Genomic DNA, 22,428 nt, shown 5'->3' with positions numbered 1-22,428 from the left:
CCCGCGCCCTGCCCGGACACCCCCGAGCCCATCCCCGGCCGGTGCGGGCTCCTGGAGGTCCCCGAGGACCGCGCCCGCCGCCACGGCAGGACCATTCGGCTGACCGTCGCCGTCATCCCGGCCGCCTCCGCGTCACCCGCCAAGGACCCCGTCGTGTTCATGGAAGGAGGCCCCGGTGGCGACGCGATCAGCGCCATCCCCTTCCTCATCGACTCGGGTGTCAACCAGGACCGCGATCTGATCGTCATGACCCAGCGCGGCGGGCTCCACTCGCGACCGAACCTCGCCTGCCCGGAGGTCGACCGCTTCAACGCGGTCTCCGTCGGCCTGCGCTACGACGCGCCCTCGACGGGCCGACGCCTGGTACGCGCGGCGAAGGCGTGCAGGGACCGCCTCACCGCCGCCGGCATCGACCTGCGCTCCTACAACACCACCGAGAACGCCGCCGACTTCGCCGACCTCCGCACGGCACTGGGCCTCAGGCGGTGGAACGTCTACGGCTACTCGTACGGCACCGAACTGGCCCTGACCTATCTGCGCCGCCACCCCCGTGGCATCCGCTCCGTGGCGATCGACTCGGTGGTGCCTCCGCAGATCGTGAGCCTGCCGTGGACCTGGGACAGCGCACGCGAGGGGATCGGCGAGATCTTCGCGGCGTGCGAGGCCCAGCCCCGCTGCGCGCACCGCTACCCGGACCTCCCGCGCACCCTGACCCGGCAGGTCCGCCGCCTCGAGGCGCACCCCCTCACCCTGACCGTGCCGCCACCGGGCGGCGGCGATCCGGTGAAGGTCGTGCTCGACGGGGGAGCCCTGGTGAACCTGCTGGTCGCCGACGGCTCCGCGCTGCCCGCCGTCGACGTCCCCGCGGCCCTCGACGCACTCGCCCACGGCAACCCGGAGCGCTTCGCACGCGCCCGCGCCGCCGGCGCGAACCCCGCTGTCGGCGAGTTCGCCCACGGACTGACGAACTCGGTGTCCTGCGCCGAGTGGGCGCCCGGCTTCACGGAGGCCGACGTGTTGGAGGCGGGACGCCGGGCCTTCCCCGGCTGGCCCGACAGCGTGCTGGCCCAGCCGCCGCAGCTGCCCTTCCAGTACGACGTGTGCCGTGTCTGGAACGTCCCGGACCGCACCGCGATCCAGCGGGTGGCCACCTACAGCAACGTGCCGACGCTCATCGTCAGCGGCACCTTCGACCTCAAGACCGGCGCCGGCTGGGGGCCGTACACGGGCCGGACGCTGCCCCGCTCGACCGCCGTGCGCATCCCCGGGATCGGCCACTTCGTCGTGCCCCAGTCGCCCTGCGCACAGAGCGTCCTCGACTCCTTCCTCACGCGTCCCACCGCACCCGACACCGGCTGCGTCGCGGGACTCGAACCGAAGCCGTTCACCATCACCCCCGAGCCGGAGACCAGCTGATGTCCCTTCACCCACCCCGCCCACGCCGCACCCCCGGACGGCTCCCGATCCTGCTGGCCGCGGCCACGACCGGAGCCCTCGTCGCCGGCCTCGCCGCGACCCCCGCCCAGGCCGGGCCCGACACCCCGGCCCCCCTTGGCACGGTCGCCCGTACGGCCGGTGACGCCCGCTTCGTGCCGGGCCCCTGCCCGAGGACGGCGGACCCGGTGCCCGCTCTGGAGACGGCCCGCTGTGGAACGCTCACCGTGCCCGAGGACCACTCCCGGCCCAGAGGGCGGAAGATCACCCTCGCGGTCGCGATCGTGCCCGCGGCCACCCGCAGACCGGCACCCGACCCGATCGTCTGGTTCGCGGGCGGACCCGGCGACGACGCGGTCTCCGAGATCCCACTGGCGCTCGACGGCGGCCTGAACCGCGACCGCGACCTGATCTTCATGTCCCAACGGGGCACCTACTCGGCCGTCCCCGAGCTGACCTGCCCCAACATCGACGCGTTCAACGCGCGCGCCCTCGGCCTCGTCTCCAACGCCCCCTCCACCGGGCGCCTGCACGTCCAGGCGACCCGTGTGTGCCGCGACAGGGTGGCACGTCAAGGGGCCCGCCGCAGCGCCTACAACGACATCGAGAGCTCAGCCGACTACGACGCCCTGCGCCGGGCCCTGGGCCTCAGGCAGTGGAACGTGTTCGGCATCTCCTACGGCACCCACCTGGCCCTCAACTACATGCGCCTGCACCCGAGGGGCATCCGGTCGGTGGGCATCGACGGCGTCCTGCCGCCGTCCATCGCCGGCGGGGCCGTGACCTGGAAGGCCGCAAGGGAGGGCTTCGACGGCCTGTTCGCGGCGTGTGCGGCGCAGCCCGACTGCGACGCCCGCTACCCGCGGCTGAAGGCCACCTTCCTGCGCCTGGTGAGGGAACTGGAGGCTCGCCCCATCACCACGACCGTGACGGTCCCCGTCCACCCGGACCCGGTGAAGGTCGTCCTGGACGGAGGATCCCTGGTCACCTGGCTCACCTCCGCCACCCATGTGGCGGCCGGCGTGCCCCGCTCCATCGACGAACTCGCCCACGGCAACCCGCAGCGCATCGCCGAGCAGTTGGCGGGCGGCAAGCTCAGCCCGCAGGCGATGGGCAGGGTCGCGCACGGGCTCGTCTACGGCATCTTCTGCAGCCAGTGGACCCCGTACGAGAGCGAGGCCGACGTGATCCGCGGCGGACGGCGGGCGTTCCCGTCCTTCCCCCGCTCGATGCTCGCCAACGCCCCGCAGCTCGCCTGGCTCCACGACGACTGCCGCGCCTGGGACGTCCCCGCCCTGCCGCCCTCCATCCGTGACGTGACCCGCAGCGACATCCCGACCCTGCTTCTGTCCGGCGGTTTCGACGCCCAGACCGCGCCGAGCAACGGCGCGTACGCGGCCCGCACCCTGAGCCGGTCCACCGCCGTCACCGTCCCCTACGTCGCCCACGTCGTCTTCGCCGACTCACCGTGCGCGCAGACCATCACCACGTCCTTCTTCGCGACCCCGAACCGGCCGAACACGCGCTGCCTGGCAGGTGTTCAACCGCCCCGCTTCGAGATCGCACCGTGAACCGCTGAAGGCGGTCGTGGCTCCGGTCCGGGTGAGCGCGGGAGCGTTCTCGGACCGGAGCGCGGGCGGAGGCTCTCGCGGGTGATCGGTGTCGGGGTTTCACCCACCTGACGCCGACGCGCCGACCAGCGCCCCCTCAACCTCGGCCGCGGGAAAGGCAGTTCGCTTGCTCCCCGTCAGCAGGCGGTGGTGGAAGTCGTCCAGGACGAGCGCGTGCGGAGCATGACGGTCGAGGACCGCGCCGATGTCGGCCGGGACGGCGGCGGGACGACGGCCCTGCACCCAGGCCCGCAGGAAGGCCGCGTGGTCGCTGCCGCCCCGCACGTCGTCCGGCAGGTGGTGGCGCAGCAGGTGGGCCGGCGCGTACGAGCGGTCGTACACGAGGTGAGTCGCGAGGAACTCGCGTTCCTCGGCCGAGAGTTCGAAGTCGAGGCTCGACGCGAGCCCGAAGTCGGCGAAGTACACCTGCCGCCCGTCGGTGAGCAGATTGAGGAAGTGCGCGTCGAAGTGGACCATTCCGCGCGCGCTCATGAACTCCGTCCCCCGCAGCACGGCGTTCTCGACCCAGTGATAGGGCGACTCGCCTCCCGGCCCCGGCAGGGCCGTGCCCCGCATGTCACCGAGCCACGCGGCGAGCGTCTGGGGCACATGCTCCAGGAAGAGCACCAGGCTGGAGGAGGACGCCCCGATGGCCTCCAGCCGACGGCGCACGGCCGGTGAACCCTCCCAGTGCGCCACGGCTCCCTCGACCCCGCCGAACTTGTCGACGAAGCCGGCAGGGGGATCGTCCGGCAGAACCCGCCAGTGGTACAGCAGCGGGAAACCCCCGTACGCGTTCGTCAGGGCCCAGCCCGTCGTCATGAGGTGCGCGGCCAGCTCACGCCAGGCGCCGAAACCCGTCGACCCCAGCCCGTACTGGTAGAAGAGGGGAAGCTCGAACACGTTGGCCGTCGACCGCACATGCTCCGGCAGCAACTCCACGTCCGTCAGCGGGACCCGCTTGACGAAGACACGTCTGCCCTCGACCTCCATCTCCGCCGACCTGCCGCCGATCCCTGCCCCGAGACTCGGCGCGGCGGCCACCGCGTCCCGCAGCCGACGGTCGCTGAACAGGGACAGCCGTGTTCCCACGGCCGCGTAGGCGGACACGCGCGCGGCATGCGCTGGGTCGGTCACGTCCACCGGTGACTCCCTCCCCGACATCGAGACCTGCTCCGGCCGATCATGCCAGGGCACCGCACGCGCCACGCCGCCGCGAAGCGGGTCGAGGCGCCTCTGATCAGTCACGACGTGTCAGTGCCGTCTCCTACCATCCGCACCATGCGCGAGTTCTTCATGGTGGGCGGGCGGAAGCTGTCGTATCTGGACTTCGGGGGGCCGGGGGCTCCGCTTCTCGCCCTGCACGGGCACTACAACGAAGCCTCGGCGTTCGCGCCGCTGGCCGCGGCACTGACCCCACGGTGGAGAGTGATCGCCCTCGATCAACGCGGACACGGAGACTCCGACCGTTCCCGCACCTACGAGCGGGACGAGTACGTGGCCGACCTGGCCGCCTTCCACCGGCAGCTGGCGGTCGGCCCCGTGGCGGTGCTCGGGCACTCCCTCGGAGGAGTGAACGCCTACCAGTTCGCGGCCCGGCACCCGGACCTGGTGAGCGCGCTGATCGTCGAGGACATCGGTGCGGTCGTCGACTGCGACTGGTCGTTCACCACCCGCCTTCCCGACGCCATGCCGTCCAGGGAAGCGCTGGTGGCCGCCCTGGGCACGGCGGCCCCCTATCTGGAGTGTTCCTTCCGGCAGACGGAGCGGGGCTGGGGGTTCTCCTTTGACACCGCCGACACCGTGGCCTCGCAGAAGGCCCTCAACGGCGATCACTGGGACGACTGGACAGCGGTGTCCTGCCCCACGCTGCTGATCCGTGGAACGCGCAGCGACGAACTGGCTGCCGAGCACGCCGCGGACATGGCCGCCCGCAGCGCCGGCGGAGTCCGCCTCGCCGAGCTGCCCGCCGGTCATGTCGTCCACCACGACGCGCCCGCGCGGTTCGCCGACGAGGTCACCGCCTTTCTCAGCGCGTCCCGCTGACCGCGGCGCCCGCGCCGAGGGCCTGGGCGAGCGTGCGCTGTCGGGTCAGAGCCGGGGCGCCCGCAGTCCACTCCGGCGGGTCGCCCGGACGTAGCGTCGGGGAGACCCGCCCCGCCAGGGGCTCCCCCTTCCGCGTCGCCGGTGTGCGCCGGTGGACCCGGAGAACGTGAAGGACACCTCATCCCCATGCTCCAGTTGACGGTTCTCAGACGAATGGGCCGACGCGCGCTCGGCGCCCTCGTGGCGCTGGCGTTATCCATCGGCATGCTGGGCCTCGCGGCGCCCGCGGCGTCCGCCGATCCCGACCGGACGCTCACCGTGCACGACTGGGTCATCGACGACCTGCTCAACGGCGGTCAGGACCCGCACCAGGAGTACTGGAACATGATCGCGGCCATGCACCGCGTCACCGGCCACGACTTCTTCCGCGACACGCTGGACGAGACGACCACCAACGGCAACGCGCTCTTCCAGGTGAGCGTGCACCGGTACGGCACCTACGTGGGCGCCCTGTACTTCTGGACCAACGACCTGTACCTGGCGGGCTTCTACCAGGCAGGTCCGGGCGGCGGCCACTACGCCTTCAACGAGTCCCGCCGCGCCAGGTTCAACGAGCTGCTGCGCGTCAACTCCACAGCCCTCCCATGGAACGGCAGTTACACCAACTTCTCCGACGGGGCGGGCGACCAGGACAGCCGCCGGAACCTCCAGATCAACGGTCCCCGACTCGACAACGCCCTACAGCAGTTGGGCCGGGCCAGTACCCATCTGCAGACCCAGAACGGCAGGTCGGTCCTGAGCCACGCGCTCGTCATGATCATTCAGGCCACGTCCGAAGCCGCTCGCTTCGGCCGCATCTTCGACAACATCCGCACCAACATCAGGTCCCACGGCACCGGCGGCGCCCAGATGGGCGAGGAGAACGTCGACCTGCAACAGAACTGGGGCACCATCTCCAACTGGACCTACCGGGTGCTCCAGAACGCCGGAGTACGGCCGCTCCAGATCGGCGCCGGCGCGTTCCTGCGCACCTTCGCCACATTGCAGCAGCTGATCGCCTACGTCTTCTACATGGAGCTGGCGAGCGGATCACGTCCCCGCTGACCCGGCACCACGACCGCGGCGCTCCTCCAGCTGTACGGTTTCTCCCGGCGGCAAGATCACGTCTTCTCGTCCGGCCGTGACCATCGAGACAGGAGGAGCCGTTCGCGATGGGGACCGTCGTGCACGTCCCGCAGACCCGGGACATGATCGGGGAGGAGCTGTCCGGGGACGAGGCGCTCACCGCGCTGCGTCGCTACGGAGGCCGTCGGCTCCTCCTCGACGCTTTCGCCCGCTTCCGCTACGCCGACGGGTTCACCAACGCCCGCTCGCTCGCCTTCCAAGTGGTCCTCGGCCTGGTGCCGTTCACCATCGCGCTGGTCGGCGTGGCCACCACGGTGCACACCGAGAGCGTCGGGCGGATCATCGAACTCACCCTGGGCCGGATCGTCCCGGGCGCCAGCGCGAAGCTCGTCGAGGACGCCCTCGACGCCACCGCCCGCAGCGCCGGCTCCGGGGTGTGGAACGCCGTCGCCATGTGGCTGGGCCTGGCCTTCGCGGTGCTCAACCTCGCCTCGGCGATGGGGCAGGTGGAACGGGGCGCGAACCGGATCTACGGCATCGAACGGGACCGCCCGTTCCTCTCCAAGTACGGGCGGGCCCTGCTGCTCGCCCTCGCGGCGGGCATGCCGATGGTCCTCGGCTTCCTCGTCCTCGTCGCCGGGGAAGCCGTGGGGAACGCGGTGGTGGAGGCCCTCGGCTGGTCCGAGCACTGGCTCGACCGGTGGCGGCCCCTCGAAGTGCCGCTGGGCGTGGCACTCGCCTGGGTCGCGTCTGCGGTGATCTTCCGCTGGGCCCCCCGCAGGGACCAGCCGGGCTACACCTGGCTCGCGTTCGGCTCGGCGGTCCACCTGGTCCTGTGGGTCACGGCCACCTGGCTGCTGGCGCTGTACGTCGCGGAGAGCGGCTCGTTCGGTGCCGTGTACGGACCGCTGACGGCGTTCGTCGCTCTGCTGCTGTGGGCGAATGTGACGGGCGTGGCACTGTTCCTGGGCATCGCGTTCGCCGCGCAGCTCGAAGCGGCCCGGGCCGGCATCACCGAGGCCGTACGCCCGGACCCGGGCCCGGGTCCGTGACCCACGGGGCCGCTGGTGGCGCGCCCCATCGGTGGACAGCGGCAGTGCGGGAAGGCGTGGCGATGACGCCTCCCCGCACGGCGCGGTCACACCTGCGGACCAGTGGGGTCGGGAGGGCGGCGGCCGCTCAGTTCCAGGGGTTGGCCGGCTGGTCGTTGATCGTGGCCCAGAAGCGCGTGTTCGGGGGCAGGTACCCGTGGGCCCAGAACGACCAGCCGCCGCTCGACTCCAGGTTGCTTCCGTAGCGGCCGTCGTGGAACTCGGCCATGCGCCAACCGGTGCCGTAGTACTGGACGCAGAGGTTGTTGGCGACGGCGAGGCTCGTCAGCGTCTTGCCCTGGACCGGAGGTGTGGCGGCGACGGTGCCGCGAGCCCAGCCCGCGTAGAAGTCCGGGGTGATGCCGGCGGGCACACCACTGCCGGTGACGCGCAGACACAGCACGGGCAGTGTGGCGGTGGCCGGGGTGTCGCCGTAGTACGGGTCGGTCGCGGAGTCCGCCCCGACGCGGACGGTGCCGTTCCCGGCGCCCTGGGCGAGCACGGTCCAGGTCATCCCGGACGGGATGGCGGACGGAGCGGCCTGGGCGGGGGTTGCCGCTGTGGGTAACAGTGCGAGCGAGGCGGCGGCCGAGAGGCCGATGATGCCCTGGCGGAGCAACTTCCTCATGGTACTCCTCGTGGCAGGCTCGACGAATGTGTGTGCTGGTCGTGGTGCGGGATCCCGGGCCGGAGCCCGAACCAGCATCCGGCACGCACACGAGTCCGTCACGAATCCTTCACATCCATGGCGGCATGCAGTCGCAGATCGGCTCAAACGGCTCCTGTCGCCCATGAGTTACGTCAACTGCCCTCAAGCACAGGCGAGTTCGGGAGTGCATGGGCCGCACGGAAGAGACCGTCGCGGCGGAAATCCTCCAACTCCTGCTGACCAGCCTGCTGTTGCAGGTCGGCCGATTGCCCGTTTCCGGGCCGAGTCGGAGCGCTCCTGCGCCAGGACCCGGCGCGCCGCCGACTGCGCCCATCGATTCGGCTACACCGTGAAGATCCTCACGCGAGCCTGCGTGGCCGCCACCGGGCAGCCCACTTCACCCGCCTCGGCGGCGCGCCCCCCGGCGCCTTCCGGCAGGCGCATGGGGTGAGCGGGGGCCGTGGCAGTGCCTGACGGTCAGGCACTGCCCTGCGGCGGGGCCGGCGGGACGGCGGCCGAGCCGGGTCTCGCGGCTTTGCTCGCGACTGGACAAGCCCGTCTTACGCGCCGGTGGTTCCGTCGATCCGCTCGCGGATGAGATCGGCATGGCCGTTGTGCCGTGCGTACTCCTCGATCATGTGCACCAGGATCCAGCGCAGGGAGACACTCGGACCGCCGACGTGACCCGCTTCCCGTTCGGGCAGACGCCCGGAGTCGTCCAGCGACGCGTCGGCGATCAGCTCACGGCCTCGGGCGATCTCCGCCTGCCAGGCGTCCGTCGCCTCGTCGAGTCCACGGTCCGACTGGAGCGCGAAGCCGTCGAGATTGTCCGCCCCGAAGACAGGCGGTACATCCTGACCTGCGAATACACGCTGGAACCAGTTGCGTTCCACCTCGGCCATGTGCTGTACGAGCCCCAGCAGCGTCATCGACGAGGGCGACGCCGGAAGCCGTAACTGCTCATCCTTGAGGCCCGCACACTTCACGGCGAGCGTGGCACGGTGAAAGTCCAACCACGCCTCCACCATGGTGCGTTCGTCGGCGTGCGGGGGCGGTATGGGCCGTCCGTCAGGTGTCGTAGGCATCGACCCACCCTCGCAGCAACGGCCATGTTCCGCAGCCGCCTTCGCCGGACGCCGATGTAAACGGAACGGAACGCGTCGGAAATATTGACGCACCCGTGGCAGAAATCTATCTTCTGCACGAGCTGTCGCACAGTGTTCGTAATTCCGAACAAATCGGCATTCCCTGTCACGGTGGTGATCGCTCAGACGGGCACAGGCACAGGCCGGAGGAAACGTTGAACAGAAGCAAGAGAACGCTGCTCGCCCTGCTGGGGCCGCTGCTGCTGGTCCTGTTGGGCGTCCCCGCCCTCCAGGGCACCGCCGCCGCGGCCGCCCCGCCGGCCGGGCAGGCCACGCGGTACACGATGACCGCCTTCACCAACTCCAGCGAGTCGAACATGTACGTGTACGACTCGCCGGACGCCACCGGCTTCACCCTCCGCAAGGGCCCGGCGTACAGCCCGCCGTCCGGGCTGATCCGTGACCCCAGCATCTTCAAGCACACCGACGGCTTCTACTACATCACCTACACCACCAACTGGACCGGGAACACCATCGGTTTCGCCCGCAGCACCGACCGGCTGAACTGGACGTTCCTGTACAACTACACGATCCCGATCAGCGGACTCACCCGCACCTGGGCACCCGAGTGGTTCATCGACACCGACGGCAGCGTGAACGTCATCATGTCGCTGACGTCGGCGAGCACCGCCACCCACTTCACCGCCTACAAGATCACGGCGACCAACTCCGCGCTGACCACCTGGTCGGCGCCCACCCAACTGTCCGGCATCGGCCCGAACTACATCGACACCTTCATCGTCAAGGTCGGCTCCACGTACCACGCGTTCACCAAGAACGAGACGACGAAGTACATCGAGTACGCCACCTCCTCCAGCCTCACCGGCCCCTACACCTTCCGGAAGACCGGCAACTGGGCGGGCTTCGGCGACTGGGTCGAGGGCCCGGCCCTGGTCCCGCTCGACAACGGCGGCTGGCGCATCTACTACGACGGCTACAGCGCCCATAAGTACTGGTACAGCGACAGCTACGACAACTTCGCCACCTGGACGACCCCGACCGAGCTGCCCGGCCTCACCGGCTTCGCCCGACACCTCACCGTGCTGAAGGAAACCGTCTCCGGCGGTGTGACCCTGCCGACCAACACCACCCGGTCACTGCAGTCCGTCAACTACCCGAGCCGCTACGCCGTGGCCCGCTCCGACAACCTCGGCTACATCGACCCGGTGAGCGGCTCCAGCACCACCGCCGTCAAGCAGAGCGCCACCTTCACCGTCGTGCCCGGACTCGCCGACGCCAACTGCTACTCCTTCCGCGACTCCTCCGGCCGCTACCTCCGCCACTGGGACTTCCGCATCCGCTTCGACACCAGCAACAACACGGCCGTCTTCAACAAGGACGCCACCTACTGCGCCCGCCCGGGCACCGTCGCCGGCTCCGTCCGCCTGGAGTCGTACAACTACCCCGGCCGCTACCTCCGCCACTACAACTACGAACTCCGGGTGGAGACCTATCAGGACACCGACACATTCCGAGCCGACAGCTCCTTCACCGCAGTGAACCCCTGGGCCTGACCCTGACCTGCCCCTTCCCTGCCGTGCCGTCGCGGATCCCCCCTCCGCGGCGGCACGGCCTTTCCGCGGCCCGCGGGATCACCCCTCATCCTCAGCCGGGGCGAACCGCCCCGAGCTGGGCCCGGTGCAGCCCGGGGGCGGTGAACCGCTGCGCCACCGTGCGCAGGACGCGGGCCATCGCCTGGGCGGGCGGGGTGGCGGGGCGGGCCTCGGCGCGGGCCAGGAGGATGCGGCGGGTGGGCGCGGGCACGTCGGAGGCGAAGGGCAGCAGGCGTACGTCGCTGCGGCGGCTGGTGAGGGCCAGGCGCGGGGCGAGCGCGATGCCGAGCCCGGCCGCGACCATGGCCTGCGCCTCCTGGTAGTCGTGCGAGGCGTAGGCGATGCGCGGCTCGAACCCCGCCTGGCGGCAGCCGCGGCGCAGGACATCGGCGACCGGGTGGTTGTCGGCGCGGATGATCCACTCCTGGTCCGCGAGATCGCCGAGCCGCACGGAAGGATGCGTGCGCAGGGGCGAGTCGGCGGGCACCACCAGCACCGTCGGGTCGTCCAGCAGGTGGGTGAGGGAGAGCGCCGGGTCGTCGACCCGGTTCCACTCGTAGTCCCAGAGCAGTCCCTGCTCCACTTCCCCGGTGTGCAGCATCTCCCGGAGTTCCGCAAGAACGCCCGCGCGCACCTCGATACGGATGCCGGTGTGGCGGCGGCGGAAGCGGGTGAGCGCGAGCGGCAGCAGGGACGCGCTCGCCGTCGGGAAGGACCCGAGCCGCAACGTGCCCTGGTCGAGGGCGGTGAAGGAGTCCAAGTCGGCCTGCGCGGCGCGCAGTTCGCGACGGATCGCCTGTCCCCGCTCGACCAGCGCGGCGCCCGCCGGTGTGGGCCGGATCCCTCGCGGCAGCCGCTCGACCAGGGGCTGTCCGGCCTCCTGCTCCAGCAGGGACATCTGCTGCGAGGCGGCGGACGTCGTCATGCCCAGCGCCTCCGCCGCCGCGGTGAGCGAACCGCGCTCGGCGGCCTCGGTGAGCAGCAGCAGGCGACGTACGTTCAACATGCCTGTGACTTTAGCTGAGCTAAACCCATGTGAAGCGAACTGCGATTGTTCCGAAGTCACGCCTCTGCGAAGGTCTCCGCAGTCGCCGAGCGGTTCACCGGCCCGCAATGCGCCGGTAACCACCGCTCGGCCCTCACCTCCCCTCATTCAGCAAGAAAGAGCCTCAGACGTGCACACTCCCGCGACCCTGGTGCGAGGCGGCACCAGCAAGTGCTGGCTGTTCAACCAGGTCGACGTCCCCGCCGACCGTGGCCGACTGGAGAAGCTGCTGGTCTCCGCGTACGGCGCCACCGACCCCGTGGAACTGGACGGCGTGGGCGGGGCGACCCCCACCACCTCGAAGGCGGCGGTGGTCAGCGCCTCCTCCGAACCCGGCGTGGACGTGGACTACCTCTTCGCCCAGGTGGGCATCGGCACCGGCTCGGTCGAGTGGACGAGCAACTGCGGCAACTGCGCCACAGGCGTCGCCCTCTACGCGGTCACCAAGGGCATGGTGGCGATCACCGGCGACCGGACCCGCGTGGTGATGCGCAACACCAACACGGGCGCGGTCCTCGAAGGGCTCGTCGACACCACCGGCGGCGTCGTCCACCACTTCGGCCGCCAGACCGTACCCGGCACCCGGGCCGGCGGGGTCGCCGTCGGCCTCACCTTCCTCGAACCGGCGGGCGGCACCACCGGTTTACTGCTCCCCACCGGACAGGCCGCGCAGAGCCTGCGGGTCGCCGACGCCGAGCCGGTACGGGTGACCATGGTGGACGCCGGGGCCCCCGTCGTCCTCGTCGACGCCCTCGACGCCGGCCGCACCGGCGCCGAGTCCCTGGACCGGATGGACACCGACGTGCCCTGGCTGCGCTCCGTGCGCCATGCCGCCGCACCGCTGATGGGGCTGCTGGAACCGGGCAGCGAACCGGGTGACGCGGTGCCCAAGGTGGGCCTGGTCGGCCCGCCCGTGCCGTATACCACCACCCTCGGTGAACCGGTCGCGGCCGAGGACTACGACGTCTCGGTGCGCATGCTCAGCATGAACGCCCCGCATCCCGCGATCGGTCTGACCTCCGCCGTCGCCGTCGCGGCGGCCGGGCTCGTCACCGGCTCCGTGGTGTGCCGTACCACGGGCGGCCCGACCGACGAATGGCTGCGCCTCGGCACCCCCGCCGGCATCGTCGCGGTCCGCTGCACCGACGTACAGGACGGCCTGCCCCGGCGGGTCACGGTGCAACGCGCGGCACGGCTGCTCGCCGACGCCCGCATCTACGTCCCGGACACAGGCACCACGCGAGCCGCCTGAAGCGGGACGAACATCACCTCGGTCGGCCGGTTCCCCAGCCGTCCGCACCGGGGCAACCTCGCGCCCTCGGGGCGCGCCCCTCCCCATCGCACCAAGGACAAAGATGTCTGCTGAAGTGATCTCCATAGGCGCGCTGTTGGTGATGTTCGTGGTCGGCACGGTGCTGCCGATCAATCTGGGCATCCTCGCCTTCGTCGCCACCTTCGCGGTCGGCACCGCCTCGCTCGGCCTCACCGAGGACGAGATCTTCGAGGGGTTCCCGGCGAAGCTCTTCGTCACCATCGTCGGTGTCACCTACCTCTTCTCCGTCGCCCGCCGCAACGGCACCATCGACTGGCTCGTCGCGGCCGGCGTACGGCTGGTGCGCGGCAAGGTCGCGCTCATCCCCTGGGTGCTGTTCCTGGTGGCGGCTCTGCTGACGGCGTTCGGCACGTTCACGCCGGCGGCGGTCGCGATCCTCGCGCCGATCGGCATGAACTTCGCCTACCGCTACAAGCTCAACCCGCTGGTCGTCGGCATGATGGTGATCAGCGGAGGGCACGCGGGCGCGTTCTCCCCGCTCGCCGTCTCGGGCGCCCTCGTCCTCGGCCTGGTCGACAAGACCGACCTGCACGTCTCCGCGGTCACCCTGTTCAGTGCCAGCTTCCTCATCAACCTCGTGCTCTCGGCGCTCACTTACGCCCTGCTGGCCAAGCGCCCCGCGCCGCTCGCAGAGGCAACCGACGACGCGGCCACCGACGAGGACCTCGCCGTGTCCGGCAGGCCCGACTGGCGCCAGTGGCTCACCCTCGCCTGCCTGCTCGCCCTCGTCGTCGGCGCCCTCGGCTTCCACCTGGAGATCGGCTTCCTGGCCCTGGCTGCCGGCGCCCTGCTGGCCCTGGTGGACATGAAGCGGCAGGAGAAGGCCGTGGACGGCGTCAGCTGGTCCACGCTGCTGCTGGTCGCGGGCATGATGACCTACATCGCCATGCTGGAGAAGGCCGGTGTCATCGAGAGCATCTCCGAGCACGCGGCGGGCCTGGGCGCACCCCTCGTCGTCGCCCTCCTGCTGTGCTTCACCGTCGCCATCACATCCGCCTTCGCCTCCTCCACCGCGATCCTGACTGCGATCATCCCCATCGCCGTCCCGCTGCTGCTCTCCAGCCACCTCAGCGCCGCCGGACTGATCGCGGCCCTCGCCATCTCCACGACGATCGTCGACACGTCCCCCTTCTCCACCAACGGCGCCCTCGTCCTCAGCAACGCCCGCGGCGTCGACCCCCGCCGCTTCTACCGCCAGGTCATCGGTTACACCGGCGGAATCGTCGCCCTCGGTCCCATCGTCGCCTGGGGAGCGCTGGTCCTGCCCTGGTCGTAGGCGGGCCGGGGTGAATATATTTCAGGCTGGAACTGAAACAATATCTGGTAGGCTCTGCCTCAAGCAGCCACGACGAGATGCGTGCACGCCTTGAAGAGAGAGGACCTGCTGATGACGTCGACACCGAGTCCGGCGCTGGCCAACTACCCCAACAGGTTCGACCCCGCGGCGCTCGGCGACCTGCCCGAGCGCCTGCGGTCCACCGTCCGACGGCGGAACAAGGTGCTGGGCCCGGGCTACGCGCTGAACTACCGGGAGCCGGTCGAGTTCGTCTCCGGCCGGGGCGCTCACCTCTTCGACCGGGACGGCAACGACTACCTCGACGCCTACAACAACGTGCCGTGCGTCGGTCACGCCCACCCACACGTCGTCGAGGCCGTCTCCCGCCAGTTGGCGGCGGTCAACACCAACACGCGCTACGTGCAGGAATCACTCGTCGACTACGCCGAGCGCCTCCTCGCGACGATGCCCGAGGAACTCTCCAGGGTCAGCTTCGCGTGCAGCGGGTCGGAGGCGAACGACCTGGCCGTACGCGTGGCGCGATTCCACACGGGCGGCGAGGGCATCGTCGTCACACGCTGGGCCTACCACGGTCTCACTCGCGAGGTCGCGAGCTTCTCGCCGACGCTCGGCGCGGGTTCACCGCTCGGGCCGAACGTCCGCGTCATCGATGCTCCGGATCCGCGACTCGTCCCGCCCGGCTCATCTCTCGCCGACCACATGCGAAGCCAGGTGCGCGGCGCCGTCCACGACCTCGAACGCCACGGCTACCGGCTCGCGGCGCTGATCACGGACTGCGCGTACTCCAGCGACGGCATCTTCACCGATCCGGTCGGCTACCTGCGTGACATGGTCGAGGAAGTGCACGCCGCGGGCGGTGTGTACATCGCCGACGAGGTCCAGTCGGGATTCGCCCGACTCGGAGACTCGATGTGGGGGTTCAGCCGCCATGAGGTGGTTCCGGACATCGTCACCATGGGCAAGCCCATGGGCAACGGCATGCCGATCTCCGGCGTGGTGTTCAGACCCGAGGTGAGCGACGAGTTCGGACGGAACGTCCGGTACTTCAACACCTTCGCGGGCAGTTCGATCGCGGTCGCCGCCGGCGCGGCGGTTCTGGACGTCTTCGAAGCGGAGAACGTACGGCAGCGGGTCCTCGACAACGGCAAGGCACTGCGCGCCGGTCTCGAGGAGCTCACCCGTGAGTCGCCCCACGTCGCGGAGGTCCGGGGGAGCGGCCTGTACGTGGGAGTCGAGCTGGTGAAGGACCGTGAGTCGCTGGAGCCCGATCGTGTCCTCGCCGACCAGGTCATCAACGACATGCGTGAGCGTCGTGTCCTCATCAGCGGCACCGGCGAAGCAGTCAATGTGCTCAAGATCCGACCGCCGTTGGCCTTCGACTCGGACGACGTGACGCGATTCCTCGAGACCTTCGCGGAGATCGCCGAGAAGCGCCTGTAGCAGGCCGAAAGCCGACCGCCCGAAGGGACCGAACGGTGAACACCTCGCCCCCCGCACGTATCGCCCAGCAGTTGTTCGAGGAGAGCGGCCTGGCGTCGTCCCACGAGCCCATCGCGACGCACGTGGTGGACGCTCTCCTGGCCCGGCACTACCGACTGAGCGGACGTCTCGAACGGCTGGCGACCGAGAAGGACGACACGTTCCGGCTGCGCACCGACACGGCCGACCACTTGGTCAAGGTGTCGCCGCCCGACGAGGCGGTGGCTGTCGTGGCTCTCCAGACGGCGGTGATGCGCCACCTCGAAACCGCCGCCCCTCACCTCCCCACCCAGCGGGTCAAGCAGACCGTCGAGGGCGGCGACCACGTGCCGATCGAGACGAAGGACGGCGCGGTGCGGGTCCTGCGTGTTCTCGACTTCGTCGAAGGTACCGTTCTGGCGCGGACGGACCCCGATCCCCACCAGTTGGCCCTGGCCGGGCAGATGCTCGGGCGAGTGGATCTGGCTCTGCGGTCGTTCAGGCACCCAGCGGACGATCGGCGCCTCGTGTGGGACCTTCGGTACTTCGACCAGCTGCGGGAACTGATCGACCACACGCCCGACCCCGCGCACCGTCGGCTGGCCCGGGAAGTCTTCCGCCTCTTCCATGAGGCGGTCGTTCCGCGGCTGGGTGAGCTGGAGACCCAGGTGATCCACGGCGACTACAGCCCCTACAACGTCCTGGTGGATCCACGGACCGACAGCTTCGTCACCGGAGTGATCGACTTCGGTGACAGCATGCGCAGCGCCTTGATCTTCGATCCCGCCGTCTCGCTCGCGAATCTGCTCGGCCGGACGCCCGAGGACCCCTGGTACGAGGGGTGCTGCTTCGTCGCGGGGTACGAGCGAGCTCGTCCGATCAAGGACACCGAACTCCCGCTCCTGCCCGTGGCCGCGCTTGCCCGCCTCACGCTGCGCGCGCTGGTCACCCATTGGCGCGCGGAACGAGTGCCGGAGCGTCGCGACTATCTCCTCGAGCACGCCAGGGACGACTGGGTCAACGTCGAGCGGGCCATGGCCGTCGCCCCGGAGGAGATCGCGGCCCGCCTGCTGAGCACCCGTCGCGGGAGCGCCCCCGGCTGAGCCCTTTGGTTCGGACCACGCACGGTCTCGATAAGGTCATGAGGTGAGCAGCATCAACCCCACACCACGCGACTACAACAAGGCACGTGTCCTTGATGTGCTTCTCTCCCGTGCGCCGTTGACCAGGAACAAGCTCATCGACGTCACAGGGTTGAGCAAGGCGACGGTGTCGCGGGCCGTCGAGGAACTGCGCGCCGACGGGTTCGTCGTGGACGGGGGAGTCGACGCCGTCGTCGGGCGTGGCCGTCCGTCGACGTACCTCGATGTGCCCGAGACGGCCGGACATGTCGTGGGGGTCGGCTTCGGCGCCGTGACCACCGGCGTGCTGGTGACCGACCTGCGCGGCCGAGAGATCGGCCAGATGATCGTTCCGACGGTCGAGCACGACGACGTCTCCGCGGCCGGCCGGTGGCTGGTCGACCTGATCGCGCAGACGGCGGCGTCCGCACAAGGGCCACTGCGCCAGGTCGTCGCGGCGCTGCCTGCCCACGTCCGCGACGGTGTTGAGGTCTTCCGGCCCGCCGATCGAATGAAGATCTTCTCCGGCAGGGAACTCCAGCGAACCGTCGCCGAACTCCTGGATGCTCCGGTGACCTTCGACAGTGACGCGAACGCGTCCTTGCTCCAGGTGCTCACGGACGACACGAGCATCCGCAACGCCGCCCTGTTCAGCGTCAGCAGCACCCTGAACTTCGCCACCTGCAAGGACCACGAACTGGCTCGTGGCCGTACCCCCGCGTTCGGCGACATCGGTTCCCTCTCCTCGGGCATCGACGGCCTCACCCTCAACGAGCTGCTGAGTACCGGGGGGTTGGTGAGGTTCGCTCGCGACCAGGGGTGGGACATCGAACACGTCGAGGACCTGTCGCCGACGCCTCACCATCATTCAGCCCGTGCGGAGACGCTCCACGCGTTCACGACGGCGGTCACCACCGCCGTGAGCATCGTCGCCGTGACCCTCGATCCAGAATCCGTCTATTTCGTCGGCAGGTTGAGCTCGTTGGTGGATGAGGTACTCCCCGACGTACGGAAGCGGCTCGAGCACACCCTGTCGGCCGTCCCCCGCATCACCACCGTCTCCCAGGTTCTGGGGCTCTCGGTGGCGAACGGCGCCGTCCACGCCTGCCTCGCCATGGCCCACGATCACCTACGGGACACGCTGCTCAAGGCACGCAGCCAGGGACCCCACCAGGGACACACCGCGCCGGCCTTCTGATCGGGCTCGGGCTCAGGGGCGGACCCTGTGGGCAGTGGAGAGGGCTTCCCGCTCGAAGTAGGTCACGCAGGGTGTCACCAGGTCCAGGCCGCTGAGCGCCTGCATGAAGAGGAACTGCCCCTGAGGGTTGATCTCGAGCCAGACAGGAACCCCGCTGCTGTCCGGCTTCATGTCGATCACACCCATCCTCAGCCGAAGGCGCCTGAGGACATCCACCAGCCCGGTCCGAGTGGCGTCGTCGACCTGGGCGATCCGGAATTCTCCGGGAAGCCTTCCCCGCCAGTCCAGATCCTCGCTGTGGATGGAGACGGCATGGATCTCGTCCCCGAGGACCAGCGCGCGAAGATGCTCCTGGCCCGGAACGCATTCCTGGTAGATGGCCGGGGCCAGCCGCATGGACGCCTCTTCTCTGAGGTGGGCGTCCGTCACCTTGCTCGTGAACACCGGTGCGGAAGAACAACCCCGCACGCTCTTCACGATCACATCGCCCCCGACCGACCGGCAGAAACTTCTGATCTCTTCCGGGTCCTGGCTGACGAGGGTACGCGGTACGGGTAGTCCCGCGGCCTGTGCGGCCCGCAGTTGAACGAGCTTGTTCTCGGCCATGGCGGTGGCGTGGGGATCGCTCACCCACGTGCCGTGGAAGTCGTTCCAGAACGCTCCGGCCAATGCCGTACGGCAGTCGTTGTTGATGACTTCCACATCGGCGCTGTCGGTGATGCCCGGCGGGATCTTCTGCGCATTGCTGCCGCGCCGCCACCAGACGACATCGAGGTCCCCGACGTCAAGGTAACCCCCGCCCTTGACGGCCATACGGCTTCGGGTGTCCGACCAGCTCAATCCGCCGTCCCCGCAGAGGCTGTCCGTCTCGATGACGTCGCAGGCGACCCGTCCGCGGTCATGGAGTACCCGCTGGATGAGCAGGGCGTGGAGATCCGCCGACTCGGTGAGTATCGCGAGATGGCCCTGCCGCACCGTTCACCTCCGAGGCCGACTACAGAAGGGTGTAGTCCACTTTGGAGTCATCGGGTTCAGAGGGGGTCCCACTCACGGAGAAGGCGCAGGATCCGCCGGATCCCTCCGGGATGTCATCCCTCAGTTCCGCGAAACGAATGACTGCCGCTTCCCATTCTCTGAGTTCCTGAGGTACCGGGGTGCTCACACTGCCCGGCGGCGTACCGAGGAAAACGATAGGGCGTGGGTTTCCGGATTCCGAGGCCATGGTTCGCATCCGTTCCTACGATCAATCAACCCTCTTTCCATGGGATCACCATGCATCGGGCGTGTCAAAGCGATCGCTGACCGAGTCCCCCAGATCGTTGCTCATTCCACTGGTGAAATCTGTATCAACCTTCCGAACCCTCCGTCAGCCCGATCTGTTCGGCCAGCGCGAGGATGATGCCGGACGGGCCGCGGAGATAGCAGAGCCGGTAGATGTCCTTGTAGCGCGCCACTTCGCCGAGGAGTTCGGCGCCATGGGGGCGCAGACGGGCGAGGGTGTCGTCGAGGTCGTCGACGGCGAACATGACCCGATGCAGGCCCAGCGTGTTGGCCGGCGGGTTGTGCGAGGCGTCCCCGATCGCCGCGGGGGCGTGATACTGGGCGAGTTCCAGCTTGCCGTGGCCGTCAGGGGTCCGCATCATCGCGATGTCGCTGCGGACGCCGTCGAGTCCGACGGCCTGGTCCGCGAAGAGGCCCTCGATCTGTGCCGTGCCTTCGACCTCCATGCCGAGCTCGGTGAAGAAGGCGACGGCGGCGTCCAGGTCTGCGACGACGATGCCGACGTTGTCCATCCGCTGAAGCGTCATGACGGTTCTCCCTCTGCGTGGTGCGGTCCTCTGAATCCACCGGTATACCGAGGACGGAGCCGGCGCCCCGCCCTCGACACCCGTGAACGCCCGAGTTCCGCACCCCATACCGACCGGGCCGGCTGTCGGCTCAGCAGGCGATGACGTACCAGACCGGTGTCCAGAACACGTCATTCCTGGCGGGGGCGTCGATGGAGAACATCCACGCGCCGTTCGCGTCGTAGAAGTGGGCCCTGGTCCCCGGCGTCTGGTTGTTGTGGAGGGAACCCCAGCCCACGAGGTTGGGCAGGGTGTACGTCGTGTTGCACGTGGTGTAGTCGAATCTGTTGCCGTTCGCCCCCTTCCCGCACACGTAGTAGTACGCGCAGTTCAGCGAGGCGGCGGCCGAGGCGCCGGATCCGGCCGCTTCTGGTGCCACCGCGTTCCTCATCTGAGCCGCCGTCAGCGACGGCTGCCGGGCGTCCTCGGAGGTGAGGATGCCGGTGCCGCCGCTGGAGCTGTCGGTGTGGGCGGCGGCCGTACCGTCGAGCCCGACCGTCGAGACCGCGATCGCCGCTGCCGCGAACAATGCCGCGGCCACTTTGCGGAAAGTCATGCGAACTCCCTCCTCGTGCCTGCCCCATGGTCCCGTCACCGGTCGACCCGGACCACGGCTTTCGGGCGTGGCCGAATGCCGCAGGTCGGACCGTTTCCCAGAAGGTCGGTGCCCAGACCGGTGACGGTGTGCAGAACGGCGCCGCCGATGCGCCGACTCGTGAGCAGGCCCGACTCCCGCAGCACCGCCACATGGTGACTGACGGTCGCCGGACTGATCCCCAGGCGCAGCGCCATCTCGCTCGTGGTCCGGCCCTCGACCACCTCCTCCAGGACGGCGGCCCGTGACCTCCCGAGCAGCGCGGCCAGCGCCTGGTGGGTGCCGGCACCGGCCGTTCGCGGGGGCGCCAGCCAGCGGGGGTCATGGGTCACCGGGTGCACGAGCACCGGCGGCAGGGAGCCGTCCTTGAGCACGATCGGGCCGGGCCAGCAGAAGAAGGAGGGGATGATCCGCAGACCTCGGCCCTGTAAGTGGAGGTCTCCCCGCAGATGGGCGCCCGCGATGTACAGCACCGGCGCCGACCAGCGCACACTCGGATGCAGCCCCGCCGCCAGATCGGCGAAACCCGACCTGAGCATGGCCCTGGCCGCGACCGACCGGGCCTCGTCGAAACGGGTGCGGACGTGGGTCCAGAAGGGGGCGACGAACCGTTCGTGATGCCGTCGGACCAGGCCGCCGAGCCCCCGCAGTGCCTGGGTGTCGCCGTCGGCGAGCGGGCGCGCCCAACTGGGCAGGGGGCGGGTGAGGGACAGTTCCGTCAGGTCGGTCCGCAGGCGGGCGCGGGGTGTGGAGAGCAGTGCGTCCACTCCCGCCTCGAACCCGGCGGAGGCGCTTCCCGGGGTCAGGAAGTCCGCCGAGTAGCCGCGTGGCGGGGCGAGATGACGCAGCCGGGACAGCGCCGGGTCGAAGGAGCCCCGCGTGGCCCGCCGCCAGTGGCCGAAGACCAGCGGGCCGTCGCGGTTCTGCAGCAGATGAAGGCTGAGCAGCCCCTCCCACAGCGGATCGGGCTCCTCCGCCAACACCACCCGGGCCAGGTCCTCGTACGTGAAGTGAATGCGCAGTCCCACCGGCTCGCTCTCCCGGACTCGCCTTGGTCAGCCGCGCACGAACGTGTGCGCTCGGACGAAACCCGGGGCGCGCCATCAAGGGGCGGGCGCCTCCGGTTTCGTGTCGGACGGACGGCTCCGGCGATCGGAGCCGTCCGCTCATGGACCAGCCCGCAGCGCGAGCCGGTCAGCTCACGTCGCCGATGCGCTCCACGCGCTCGTCGACGCCGTTGCGCAGTTCGTTCAGCGTCGTCCCGGGCGGGGCGACCTTCGGGGCGGAGGACGGCGGCTGCGTCTCGTCCGCGCAGGTGGTCCCGGCGGCCGGGACCTCCAGGTCGACGAGGTAGTCCACGACCGCGTCCGTCGCGCAGACGCTGCGCCCGAACGCCGTGTGCCCCTCGGCGTCGAACGTCAGCAGTGAGGCGTTGTCCAACTGCCGGGACAGAGCGACCGCGTCCTGGTACGGCGTGTCCGGGTCACCGGTGGTGCCGAGAACCAGGAGCGGCGCCGAACCCCGGGCCCGGAAGGAGCCGTCGTAGCGGCTGGGCGTCCGAGCGGGCCACTGGACGCACGCGGTGGCGTGCTGGTGGTCGTAGGTGGGCGGACCGTAGGCCATGGCCGGGCCGAGCAGCGGCGCGTCCTCGGCGTTGTCCGTCACGTTCCGGTACAGCTTCCGCAGGCTCTTGGGGTAGTCCTTGTCCACGCACTCGACGGCCACGTTCGGGCCGAGGAAGTCGAAGCTCGCCGGGGACGGCGGACGCAGCAGGAACGAGGTGTTGTCCCGCAGCTGCGCCTTCTTGAGGGCGGCGCCCAGCGACGGCCAGATGACCTTGCCCTCGTTGATGTTGAACATCAGCCGGTACACCAGCGTGTA

At 69.8% G+C, this 22,428-nt stretch carries 20 protein-coding genes; 11 read left to right on the top strand and 9 right to left on the bottom strand.

From position 1 onward, the window contains the following. A partial coding sequence (locus M8J73_RS43590) for an alpha/beta fold hydrolase (RefSeq protein ID WP_249829884.1) occupies positions 1-1,416 on the top strand: 1,416 nt, incomplete at its 5' end. Continuing rightward, a complete protein-coding gene (locus M8J73_RS43585; protein ID WP_249829883.1) occupies positions 1,416-3,005 on the top strand; it encodes an alpha/beta fold hydrolase in 1,590 nt (529 codons plus the stop codon). The genes M8J73_RS43590 and M8J73_RS43585, both read left to right, overlap by 1 nt. 99 nt (positions 3,006-3,104) lie before the next feature. Here the strand turns inward: M8J73_RS43585 and M8J73_RS43580 are convergent, their stop codons facing one another. Then, positions 3,105-4,208 (bottom strand): protein kinase family protein, encoded by a 1,104-nt coding sequence (locus tag M8J73_RS43580; RefSeq protein WP_206188074.1) that lies wholly within the window; start codon positions 4,206-4,208, stop codon positions 3,105-3,107. A gap of 117 nt (positions 4,209-4,325) precedes the next feature. On the opposite strand from M8J73_RS43580, the gene M8J73_RS43575 reads away from it, so the two are divergent. The 3 genes from M8J73_RS43575 to M8J73_RS43565 all read left to right on the top strand — a co-directional run bounded on the left by M8J73_RS43575 (position 4,326) and on the right by M8J73_RS43565 (position 7,267). Beyond that, on the top strand, positions 4,326-5,090 hold the full coding sequence (locus M8J73_RS43575; protein WP_249829882.1) for an alpha/beta fold hydrolase: 765 nt from the start codon (positions 4,326-4,328) through the stop codon (positions 5,088-5,090). Positions 5,091-5,276: 186 nt separating this feature from the next. Next, on the top strand, positions 5,277-6,194 hold the full coding sequence (locus M8J73_RS43570; RefSeq protein WP_079055022.1) for a ribosome-inactivating family protein: 918 nt from the start codon (positions 5,277-5,279) through the stop codon (positions 6,192-6,194). A gap of 107 nt (positions 6,195-6,301) precedes the next feature. Next, entirely contained in the window at positions 6,302-7,267 is a 966-nt protein-coding gene (locus tag M8J73_RS43565) for a YihY/virulence factor BrkB family protein (RefSeq protein ID WP_055540525.1), read from the top strand. A 127-nt stretch (positions 7,268-7,394) separates the two neighbouring features. Here M8J73_RS43565 and M8J73_RS43560 read toward each other — a convergent pair whose 3' ends face one another. Next, positions 7,395-7,934: a hypothetical protein gene (locus M8J73_RS43560; protein WP_055540524.1), complete on the bottom strand. Its 540-nt coding sequence runs from the start codon at positions 7,932-7,934 to the stop codon at positions 7,395-7,397. A gap of 581 nt (positions 7,935-8,515) precedes the next feature. Beyond that, the gene (locus M8J73_RS43550) at positions 8,516-9,040 is read right to left on the bottom strand and encodes a DinB family protein (protein ID WP_107424040.1); all 525 of its coding nucleotides are present in this window, start codon (positions 9,038-9,040) and stop codon (positions 8,516-8,518) included. 215 nt (positions 9,041-9,255) lie between these two features. On the opposite strand from M8J73_RS43550, the gene M8J73_RS43545 reads away from it, so the two are divergent. After that, a complete protein-coding gene (locus M8J73_RS43545; protein ID WP_249829881.1) occupies positions 9,256-10,614 on the top strand; it encodes a glycoside hydrolase family 43 protein in 1,359 nt (452 codons plus the stop codon). 91 nt (positions 10,615-10,705) lie between these two features. On the opposite strand, the gene M8J73_RS43540 is transcribed toward M8J73_RS43545, so the two are convergent. Further along, positions 10,706-11,659: a LysR family transcriptional regulator gene (locus tag M8J73_RS43540; protein ID WP_249829880.1), complete on the bottom strand. Its 954-nt coding sequence runs from the start codon at positions 11,657-11,659 to the stop codon at positions 10,706-10,708. Between the two features lie 169 nt (positions 11,660-11,828). On the opposite strand from M8J73_RS43540, the gene M8J73_RS43535 reads away from it, so the two are divergent. The 5 genes from M8J73_RS43535 (at position 11,829) to M8J73_RS43515 (ending at position 18,105) form a co-directional block, all read left to right on the top strand. Further along, positions 11,829-12,950 (top strand): PrpF domain-containing protein, encoded by a 1,122-nt coding sequence (locus tag M8J73_RS43535; RefSeq protein ID WP_055539309.1) that lies wholly within the window; start codon positions 11,829-11,831, stop codon positions 12,948-12,950. A 103-nt stretch (positions 12,951-13,053) separates the two neighbouring features. Continuing rightward, the gene (locus tag M8J73_RS43530) at positions 13,054-14,307 is read left to right on the top strand and encodes an SLC13 family permease (protein WP_240501340.1); all 1,254 of its coding nucleotides are present in this window, start codon (positions 13,054-13,056) and stop codon (positions 14,305-14,307) included. A gap of 111 nt (positions 14,308-14,418) precedes the next feature. Next, entirely contained in the window at positions 14,419-15,768 is a 1,350-nt protein-coding gene (locus M8J73_RS43525; RefSeq protein ID WP_079054901.1) for an aspartate aminotransferase family protein, read from the top strand. A gap of 35 nt (positions 15,769-15,803) precedes the next feature. Next, positions 15,804-16,889 carry a phosphotransferase gene (locus tag M8J73_RS43520; protein ID WP_055539307.1) on the top strand — a complete coding sequence of 362 codons (1,086 nt, stop codon included), beginning with the start codon at positions 15,804-15,806 and terminating at the stop codon, positions 16,887-16,889. 43 nt (positions 16,890-16,932) lie between these two features. Next, positions 16,933-18,105 (top strand): ROK family transcriptional regulator, encoded by a 1,173-nt coding sequence (locus M8J73_RS43515; RefSeq protein WP_055539306.1) that lies wholly within the window; start codon positions 16,933-16,935, stop codon positions 18,103-18,105. Positions 18,106-18,117: 12 nt separating this feature from the next. Here M8J73_RS43515 and M8J73_RS43510 read toward each other — a convergent pair whose 3' ends face one another. The 5 genes from M8J73_RS43510 to M8J73_RS43490 all read right to left on the bottom strand — a co-directional run. After that, positions 18,118-19,080: an ATP-grasp domain-containing protein gene (locus M8J73_RS43510; RefSeq protein WP_055539305.1), complete on the bottom strand. Its 963-nt coding sequence runs from the start codon at positions 19,078-19,080 to the stop codon at positions 18,118-18,120. Positions 19,081-19,451: 371 nt separating this feature from the next. Beyond that, positions 19,452-19,913 carry a VOC family protein gene (locus M8J73_RS43505; RefSeq protein WP_055539304.1) on the bottom strand — a complete coding sequence of 154 codons (462 nt, stop codon included), beginning with the start codon at positions 19,911-19,913 and terminating at the stop codon, positions 19,452-19,454. Positions 19,914-20,043: 130 nt separating this feature from the next. Further along, on the bottom strand, positions 20,044-20,508 hold the full coding sequence (locus M8J73_RS43500; RefSeq protein ID WP_055539303.1) for a hypothetical protein: 465 nt from the start codon (positions 20,506-20,508) through the stop codon (positions 20,044-20,046). Positions 20,509-20,543: 35 nt separating this feature from the next. Then, positions 20,544-21,575 carry a winged helix-turn-helix domain-containing protein gene (locus M8J73_RS43495; protein WP_055539302.1) on the bottom strand — a complete coding sequence of 344 codons (1,032 nt, stop codon included), beginning with the start codon at positions 21,573-21,575 and terminating at the stop codon, positions 20,544-20,546. A gap of 166 nt (positions 21,576-21,741) precedes the next feature. Further along, the coding region (locus M8J73_RS43490) for an alpha/beta hydrolase (protein ID WP_249829879.1) at positions 21,742-22,428 on the bottom strand (687 nt) is incomplete at its 5' end.

Source organism: Streptomyces neyagawaensis (assembly GCF_023516595.1).
GTDB lineage: Bacteria > Actinomycetota > Actinomycetes > Streptomycetales > Streptomycetaceae > Streptomyces > Streptomyces neyagawaensis.
Note: the sequence above shows the minus strand (reverse complement) of the source record. Positions and strands in the feature narration are given on the sequence as shown.

What these genes read in the sequence shown, in the direction of transcription:
- M8J73_RS43525 (WP_079054901.1), top strand. Translation starts at nt 14,419, where the DNA reads ATGACGTCGACACCGAGTCCGGCGCTGGCCAACTACCCCAACAGGTTC.
- M8J73_RS43580 (WP_206188074.1), bottom strand. Translation starts at nt 4,208, where the DNA reads ATGTCGGGGAGGGAGTCACCGGTGGACGTGACCGACCCAGCGCATGCC.
- M8J73_RS43550 (WP_107424040.1), bottom strand. Translation starts at nt 9,040, where the DNA reads ATGCCTACGACACCTGACGGACGGCCCATACCGCCCCCGCACGCCGAC.
- M8J73_RS43560 (WP_055540524.1), bottom strand. Translation starts at nt 7,934, where the DNA reads ATGAGGAAGTTGCTCCGCCAGGGCATCATCGGCCTCTCGGCCGCCGCC.
- M8J73_RS43540 (WP_249829880.1), bottom strand. Translation starts at nt 11,659, where the DNA reads ATGTTGAACGTACGTCGCCTGCTGCTGCTCACCGAGGCCGCCGAGCGC.
- M8J73_RS43505 (WP_055539304.1), bottom strand. Translation starts at nt 19,913, where the DNA reads ATGACGCTTCAGCGGATGGACAACGTCGGCATCGTCGTCGCAGACCTG.
- M8J73_RS43575 (WP_249829882.1), top strand. Translation starts at nt 4,326, where the DNA reads ATGCGCGAGTTCTTCATGGTGGGCGGGCGGAAGCTGTCGTATCTGGAC.
- M8J73_RS43585 (WP_249829883.1), top strand. Translation starts at nt 1,416, where the DNA reads ATGTCCCTTCACCCACCCCGCCCACGCCGCACCCCCGGACGGCTCCCG.
- M8J73_RS43565 (WP_055540525.1), top strand. Translation starts at nt 6,302, where the DNA reads ATGGGGACCGTCGTGCACGTCCCGCAGACCCGGGACATGATCGGGGAG.
- M8J73_RS43570 (WP_079055022.1), top strand. Translation starts at nt 5,277, where the DNA reads ATGCTCCAGTTGACGGTTCTCAGACGAATGGGCCGACGCGCGCTCGGC.
- M8J73_RS43530 (WP_240501340.1), top strand. Translation starts at nt 13,054, where the DNA reads ATGTCTGCTGAAGTGATCTCCATAGGCGCGCTGTTGGTGATGTTCGTG.
- M8J73_RS43500 (WP_055539303.1), bottom strand. Translation starts at nt 20,508, where the DNA reads ATGACTTTCCGCAAAGTGGCCGCGGCATTGTTCGCGGCAGCGGCGATC.